Origin of the sequence: Microbispora hainanensis (assembly GCF_006874475.1) — a bacterium.
In the GTDB taxonomy this organism is placed as follows: domain Bacteria; phylum Actinomycetota; class Actinomycetes; order Streptosporangiales; family Streptosporangiaceae; genus Microbispora; species Microbispora hainanensis.
The window spans coordinates 127,857-134,175 of record NZ_VIRM01000019.1 but is presented as its reverse complement, the minus strand read 5'-3'; the positions used below and the strand labels follow the sequence as shown (position 1 = coordinate 134,175).

Here is a 6,319-nt window from a genome sequence, read left to right as displayed (position 1 = left end):
ATGGCGCACGTGCGCTTGTGGTCGCCGGTGACCGAGTCGTTCTCGTCGGCGGCTATGGCGAGGACCGGCATCGGCTGGTGGCTGGGAGCATTCAAGGAGAGGCATTTTCTGCGGATCGTTCCGCACGACTGGTGATGCCCGACGGACGACCGATCCCCAGGACGGCGACCGTGCTGGGTCGAGGCGGCGAGCTCCACGTCGTGGTGGGGCAGACCTGGATGAAGCTGGGCTGCGAGGACCTCGTTGGAGGATGAGGAGACCAGCTCATCGACCACGGCCTCGCGGGCTGTCGCGGCAGGAAGCCGCGGGAAGCGGCCTGGATTGCCTTACTGCGGGCCGCTTGTCCTTTGGCTGGAGGGGCGGGAGTGGCACATGGGGTGGGGAAATCGCCGATCTGGCGGCCGGTAGATTTTCTGCGTCCTATTTGTCATAGAGAGTCCATGCTCGGATACATTCGGGCATGCGTTTCGTCCTTTTTGTCATGGTTCTGGTGGGTTTGGTGATCGGTATTGCCGTGCCCGCGTCGGCCATCACCCATGGCTCGGCGGACAACAACGATCACCCGGAAGTGGGGGCCCTCATCGCCGACAAGCCGGAAAGCGACGGCACGTGGGCGTACTGCACCGGCACCCTCATCTCGCCGAACGTCTTCCTCACGGCCGCCCACTGCGGGCACAAGGGCCAGAAGACCGCCCGGGTCTCCTTCGCCGACCGCTACCAGCCGGGCGAGAAGCTCTACATCGGCCGCTACGTGCCCGACTCGCGATACAAGGGCGACGCCTATGACCTGGCGGTCGTGATCTTCCCTGCGCCCGTCGAGGGCATCACGCCGGCCAAGCTGCCCTCCCTGGGCCTGCTCGACCAGCTCAAGGCCGACGGCAGCCTGCAGACCGCGCGCTTCACCCCGGTCGGGTACGGCTCGGTGGAGCCCACGAAGAAGCGGGACGGGAACGGATGGCGCTACCACTACACCGACACGCGCAGCCAGACCTCCATCTCCTTCAAGCGCCTCGGCACGAGATGGCTCGATCTGGTGCCGAACCCCTCGCGCGGTGAGGGCGGAACCTGCTACGGCGACTCCGGTGGCCCCAACTTCCTGGGTGGCCCCGACTCGAACCTGCTCGTGGCCACGACGATCAGCGGTGTGGACGACGCCTGCAAGACGACCAACGTCGACTACCGCCTGGACATCCCCGAGGTCCGCGAGTTCCTCGGCAAGCACGTCACGCTCCCCTGACGCCGCTTTCGCGATTGGGGGTAGACGTGTAACCCCAATGGGGGTATGAATGGTGCATGCCTAAGATCAACGTGTACCTGCCGGATGATCTGGCGGAGGCGGTCAAGGAGGCGGCGCTTCCGGTGTCCGCGATCTGCCAGCGGGCGCTGGAGCAGGCGGTCCGCCGGGTGAGCGCCATCCGCGAGAGCATCCTCGGCGACTTCGAGATCGACGACCCCCGGCTGTCGCACTTCACGCCCAGGACGCGCGCCGTCTTCCGGCTGGCGCTGGAACGGGCCCGGGCCGAGAACGCCGCCGGCATCGGCACCGAGCACCTGCTCGCCGCGATGCTGGCCGAGGGGCAGAACCTCGCCCTCCACGTGCTGCGGGCCATGGAGGTCGAGCCCGCTCTGATCGAGCGCGACCTCGCGAGCCGCCGCCCGGCCGCACCCACCGGCCTGAACGAGTCCGGGGACGAGGGAACGCCGAAGGACGGTCCAAGCCGGTTCGACGCGCACGCGGCCAACGCCCTCGAACTGGCGGTCACCGAGGCCCATGCGCTGGGGCACAACTACATCGGGTGCGAGCACCTGCTGCTCGGCCTGGTCGCCGAGCCCGACGGCATCGGCGGGCAGGTGCTGCGCGAGCGGGGTGCCGAGCCACGCCTCACGCGGCGCGCGGTCGTCGCGGCGCTCGCCGGCTACGTCCACCTCCGAGCCCAGGCCCAGGACGCCTCCGCGTCCCCGGGGACGTCCCAGAACGCAGCGCAGGCAGTGGCGGCGGTCGTCCGTCAGGAGATCGCCCCGCTCATGCGGCGCATCGAGCGGCTCGAACAGCACGCCGGAGTCTCCGCCCCCGCCGAGGACGGCGCGGAGTGAGCGGACGCGTGCTGCTGGTGGCGACGGGCGACGTCATGGCGTACGCCCGTCACACCGGCCGCCCGGGGCTCACGACGGCCGCCGGCCTGCTGGCGGCCATCCCCGGGAACCCCGGCGTGGAGGTCGTGACCGAGGACGTGCAGGCCGAGCCGAGCTGGGACACCTCGCCGTCCACCATGCTGCGGCTGGCCCGCCGTGCCCGCTCGGCCCTGCTGGACGAGGGGTTCGACGGTGTGGTCGTCACCCACGGCCTGGACACGATCGAGGAGACGGCCTTCCTCGCGGACCTGCTCGCGGGCCCCGCCGCTCTGCGCGGTGGCATCGTGCTGACCGGTGCCGTACGCGGACTGGACGAGCTGTCGAGCGACGGCCCGCGCAATCTCGCGTCATCCCTGGCCGCGGCGGCCGATCCGGCTCTTCGCGGCGCCGGCGCGGTGGTCTGCGTGAACGACGAGCTGCACGCGGCCCGCTGGGTCACGATGACCGACGCCACGAGCGTGGCGGCCCTTTCGTCCGCCCCCGCGCCGATCCTCGGCCGGGTGGTGGACGGCCGGGTCGAGATGACGGCGACGCCGCCACCACGGCCCCCGGCCGCCCGGGGAGAGCCGGAGACGAACGTCGCGCTGATCAAGACGTATCCGGAGATGGATCCGGTGATCATCACGTCCGTCGTGGACGCCGGAGCCAGGGGCGTCGTGCTGGAGGGCACCGGCGCCGGTAACGTCCCGATCACCCTGTACGCGACCCTCAGCGAGCTGGCGGAGTGGGACATCCCCGTGGTGGTCGCCTCGCGGTGCCGCACCCGGCCGGTCGCACTGGAGGAACTCCCGCTCGGTCTGGGGCTGGCCGGCAAGGTCGGCGCCATCGGGGCACGCGGGCTGGCTCCGGTGAAGGCCAGATATGCCCTGATGGTGGCGCTCGGCGAGGGTGGGCGGCACGCCGTACGCGACTGGTTCGCCCGCCTCTGACCACCGTCAGGTGCGCCGCTCGTGCGCACCACCGTCAGGCGCGTCGGTCGTGCACCGGCGTCAGGGCGTCCGCCACCTGCGACGACTCGGCGTACGGGCCGGCGGCGGCGTCGGCCGTGGCCTGCGAAGGTGCGGCGTCGGTGTTCTGCGGGCAGCCGGAGACCGGCAGGCGCAGCACGAACATGGCGCCGCAGAACGACGACTCGGTCGCCACCAGGGTGCCGCAGTGGGCGCGGGCGATGTCGCGGGCGATGGCCAGGCCGAGCCCGGTGCCCCCGCGGCCCCGGCTGCGCGCCGTGTCCGACCTGGCGAACCGCTCGAAGATCCGCTCCCGTTCCGACACCGGCACGCCGGGACCGTCGTCGCTGACCGACAGCTGGACGAAGCCGTCGTCGCGCCGGAGCTCGACCTCGACCAGGCTCCTGGCGTGCCGCTGCGCGTTGTCGAGCAGGTTGGTCAGCAGACGGGCGAGGTGGCGCGGCGCGGCGTGCATCCTGACCCCGTCCGCCAGCCGAAGGCGCACCGGTATGCGGTCGCTCCGGCGGGCGACCTCGTCCCTGACCAGCGCGGACAGGTCCACAGGTTTGCGGCCCGGGGCCGTCGCCCCCACCTTCGCCAGCAGGAGCAGGTCGTCGATGATCGCTTCCAGCCGCCCCACGTCGAGCAGCGCGTCCCTGAGCAGTGACCGCAGATCGGTCTCGCCGGGGTGAAGCTGCGCCTCCTCCAGTTGCGTGCGCAGGCCGGCGAGCGGAGTGCGCAGCTCGTGGGAGGCGTCCGCGGCGAACTCGCGCTGCCGCCGCAGCGCCCGCTCGGTGGTGATCTTCGCTTGCTCGATGCGGGCGAGCGTGCTGTTCACCGTGCGGGCGAGCCGCGCGATCTCGTCGTCACCGGCCGGTTCGGGCACCCGGGTGTCCAGGTCGTTCACGTTGACGGCGGCCAGGTCGCTGCGGATGGCCTCGACAGGGCGCAGGGTGCGTCCGGCCACCTTCCAGGCGGCCCAGGCGGTGAGCAATACGAGCACGGCGACCTCCGCGGTGAAAAGCAGATCGAACATTCCGACGGGCGTGAAGCCGTCGATGGGGCGTCCCGCGTACACCACGGGGGAGTCGGGCCCCGGCATCATCCGCAGCGCCGACAGGCGCAGGCAGCCGAGCCCGTCGTGCGTGCAGGTCTGGAGGTCCTGCATCGGATCGGCCTCGGACGGCCAGAAGGACGTCAGCGGCGGCCTGCCCCGGGCCGCCGCTGACGCGGCGAGAACGCGGTGATCGGGAGCCACCACCTGGACCAGGTTGATCCCGGCCACCTGCGGGGTGATGCCGTTGCGGACGTGACCCGTACGCCACGCGGCGGCCGTGAGCGCCGCTTCCTGCCGGGCGTCGAGCGAGACCGCGGTGGAGAACGCCTGCCGGGCCAGCAGGCTGCCCAGGATCCCGGTGGGGATCAGCAGCAGGATGGCAAGCGCCGTGACGAGGACGGTGATGCGTCCTCGGATGGATTCAGGTCGGAGTCTTCGTAAGAACGCTGGGCCGCTGACGTTCATTGCCGTCCTCCTCGCGATGACATTCCCAGCGGCACAGGCGACGGTCGTGCGGCTCTCCGGTGGCGAAGTGACCGGACGGGCTGCTGTGCCTGTGAGGTTCGGAATAGGCTCGCAACGGCAGGCGGAGTGACGCTGTGGCGTTCTGCCTGGTCAGGCCGCTACTTCTCGGCTCCGCACCAGGTTAGCAACGAGACTTGAAGGGCTCAAGTAAAGGAATCATTCAAGTAACTTATGTCGTCGGCGTCGGATCTCGTCGTCACCGAGGTGCGGCGGGAACTCGCCGGAGATCCTGCTCGTTGCCACTGCGGTGGAGTGGCGCTCTACTTGTAGGGGCACCGCTCCTCGGGCACCATCCCCACTAGGCCGCGCAGCGGCTGATCCGGTGAGTCGCGTCCTGGAGGAAGCGAATGGAGAGCAAGAACCCCATATTCAGTCGGCGCGGGGCGGCTGGTCAGCAAGCGTGGGCCGGTCCGGCGCCCAGCGTGGACCAGTTGAACCAGATGTACGCCGCCCCCGCGTACGCTCCCCCGTCGGCGCGGGCCATGACGATCGACGACGTCGTGGTGCGCGGCTTCATGACCCTCGGCACGCTCGTCGTCTCGGCCGCCCTGGCCTGGTATTTCAACGTCGGCTGGGGGCTCGCGGCGCCGGCGATGATCGTGGGCCTGATCCTCGGGCTCATCGTCTCGTTCCGGCAGAGCACCAATCCGGCACTGATTCTCGGATACTCCGTCTGCTACGGCATCGCCATCGGCGTGCTGAGCCACATGTACAACGACGTCTACAACGGCATCGTCCTGCAGGCCGTGCTCGGCACGATGGTGGCCTTCGGCGGCACGCTGGCCGTGTACGCGTTGAAGATCTTCCGGCCGACGCCGAAGTTCGCCAAGTTCGTGGTCGCCGCCGCGTTCGGCGCGATCGGCCTCCTGCTGATCAACTGGATCGCGAGCATCTTCGTCAGCGGTGGCCTGGGCCTGCGCACCGACAGCCCCATCGGCTGGATCTTCAGCATCGGCATGATCCTGCTCGGCTGCTTCTTCCTGCTGCTCGACTTCAGCGAGATCGAGCAGGGGGTGCGGGCCGGCGTGCCGGAGCGCTACTCCTGGCTGATGGCGTTCGGCCTGACCCTGAGCCTCGTCTGGCTCTACCTGGAGATTCTCCGCTTCATCAGCTACTTCACGAACAACGACTAGCCGTACGAACGAAAGGGGCGCCGTTCCTTCGGGAGCGGCGCCCTTTTGATGCGCTATATCAGGATCTGGTGATCATTACCGTAACTTTCGATCAACATCCTGTAACAAATCAATGCCGCCGAGGGCTTGTCAAGCGCGGACCGGTGATGCACTGTGACACAAAGCAGCCTTTTCCGTGGAGGTGCCCATGTCGTTGAACCACTCACCGGAGACCCAGACCAAGCTGATCGCCCGCGTCCCGTCCATAACCGGGCGCGACCTCCCAGAGTGGTTCGAAGCCATCGACAACGGCCCGTCGTTCCTACGCTGTGAAGAGCGGGCCAACTGGCTCGCCGACGAGCACGGGCTGAGCCACGGCTACGCCGCCGCCATCGTCCTCGAACACGAGCGGCGCCGTCGCTTCTAGACCACTTCTCGACCGGAGCGCGGGAGGCGGCAGTGACGTCCCGCGCACACAGGACCTACGAGCACACCAGCACAGCGCGCAGGCAGGGAGGCGCAGCGTAGGAAGCGGACTACCGTCC

At 69.4% G+C, this 6,319-nt stretch carries 6 protein-coding genes; 5 read left to right on the top strand and 1 reads right to left on the bottom strand.

Going from position 1 to position 6,319, the window contains the following annotated elements; all coding sequences use genetic code 11:
- Nucleotides 1-499 precede the first annotated feature (499 nt).
- Genes FLX08_RS17715 through FLX08_RS17705 form a run of 3 tightly spaced genes read left to right on the top strand, consistent with a single transcriptional unit; the run spans nt 500 to nt 3,062 of the window.
- Nucleotides 500-1,237 carry a trypsin-like serine protease gene (locus FLX08_RS17715; RefSeq protein ID WP_167530466.1) on the top strand — a complete coding sequence of 246 codons (738 nt, stop codon included), beginning with the start codon at nt 500-502 and terminating at the stop codon, nt 1,235-1,237.
- Nucleotides 1,238-1,293: 56 nt separating this feature from the next.
- Entirely contained in the window at nt 1,294-2,094 is an 801-nt protein-coding gene (locus FLX08_RS17710; protein ID WP_142619967.1) for a Clp protease N-terminal domain-containing protein, read from the top strand.
- Nucleotides 2,091-3,062 carry an asparaginase gene (locus FLX08_RS17705; protein ID WP_142619966.1) on the top strand — a complete coding sequence of 324 codons (972 nt, stop codon included), beginning with the start codon at nt 2,091-2,093 and terminating at the stop codon, nt 3,060-3,062. Before FLX08_RS17710 ends, FLX08_RS17705 begins: the two co-directional genes overlap by 4 nt.
- 34 nt (nt 3,063-3,096) lie before the next feature.
- On the opposite strand, the gene FLX08_RS17700 is transcribed toward FLX08_RS17705, so the two are convergent.
- Nucleotides 3,097-4,602: a sensor histidine kinase gene (locus FLX08_RS17700; RefSeq protein ID WP_142619965.1), complete on the bottom strand. Its 1,506-nt coding sequence runs from the start codon at nt 4,600-4,602 to the stop codon at nt 3,097-3,099.
- Between the two features lie 407 nt (nt 4,603-5,009).
- On the opposite strand from FLX08_RS17700, the gene FLX08_RS17695 reads away from it, so the two are divergent.
- Both FLX08_RS17695 and FLX08_RS17690 read left to right on the top strand, forming a co-directional pair.
- On the top strand, nt 5,010-5,795 hold the full coding sequence (locus FLX08_RS17695) for a Bax inhibitor-1/YccA family protein (RefSeq protein WP_142619964.1): 786 nt from the start codon (nt 5,010-5,012) through the stop codon (nt 5,793-5,795).
- A 187-nt stretch (nt 5,796-5,982) separates the two neighbouring features.
- A complete protein-coding gene (locus FLX08_RS17690) occupies nt 5,983-6,201 on the top strand; it encodes a DUF4287 domain-containing protein (protein WP_142619963.1) in 219 nt (72 codons plus the stop codon).
- The last annotated feature ends 118 nt before the right edge of the window (nt 6,202-6,319 follow it).

Coding starts and splice junctions, on each gene's coding strand:
- FLX08_RS17695 (WP_142619964.1), top strand. CDS start 5,010: ATGGAGAGCAAGAACCCCATATTCAGTCGGCGCGGGGCGGCTGGTCAG.
- FLX08_RS17710 (WP_142619967.1), top strand. CDS start 1,294: ATGCCTAAGATCAACGTGTACCTGCCGGATGATCTGGCGGAGGCGGTC.
- FLX08_RS17690 (WP_142619963.1), top strand. CDS start 5,983: ATGTCGTTGAACCACTCACCGGAGACCCAGACCAAGCTGATCGCCCGC.
- FLX08_RS17700 (WP_142619965.1), bottom strand. CDS start 4,602: ATGAACGTCAGCGGCCCAGCGTTCTTACGAAGACTCCGACCTGAATCC.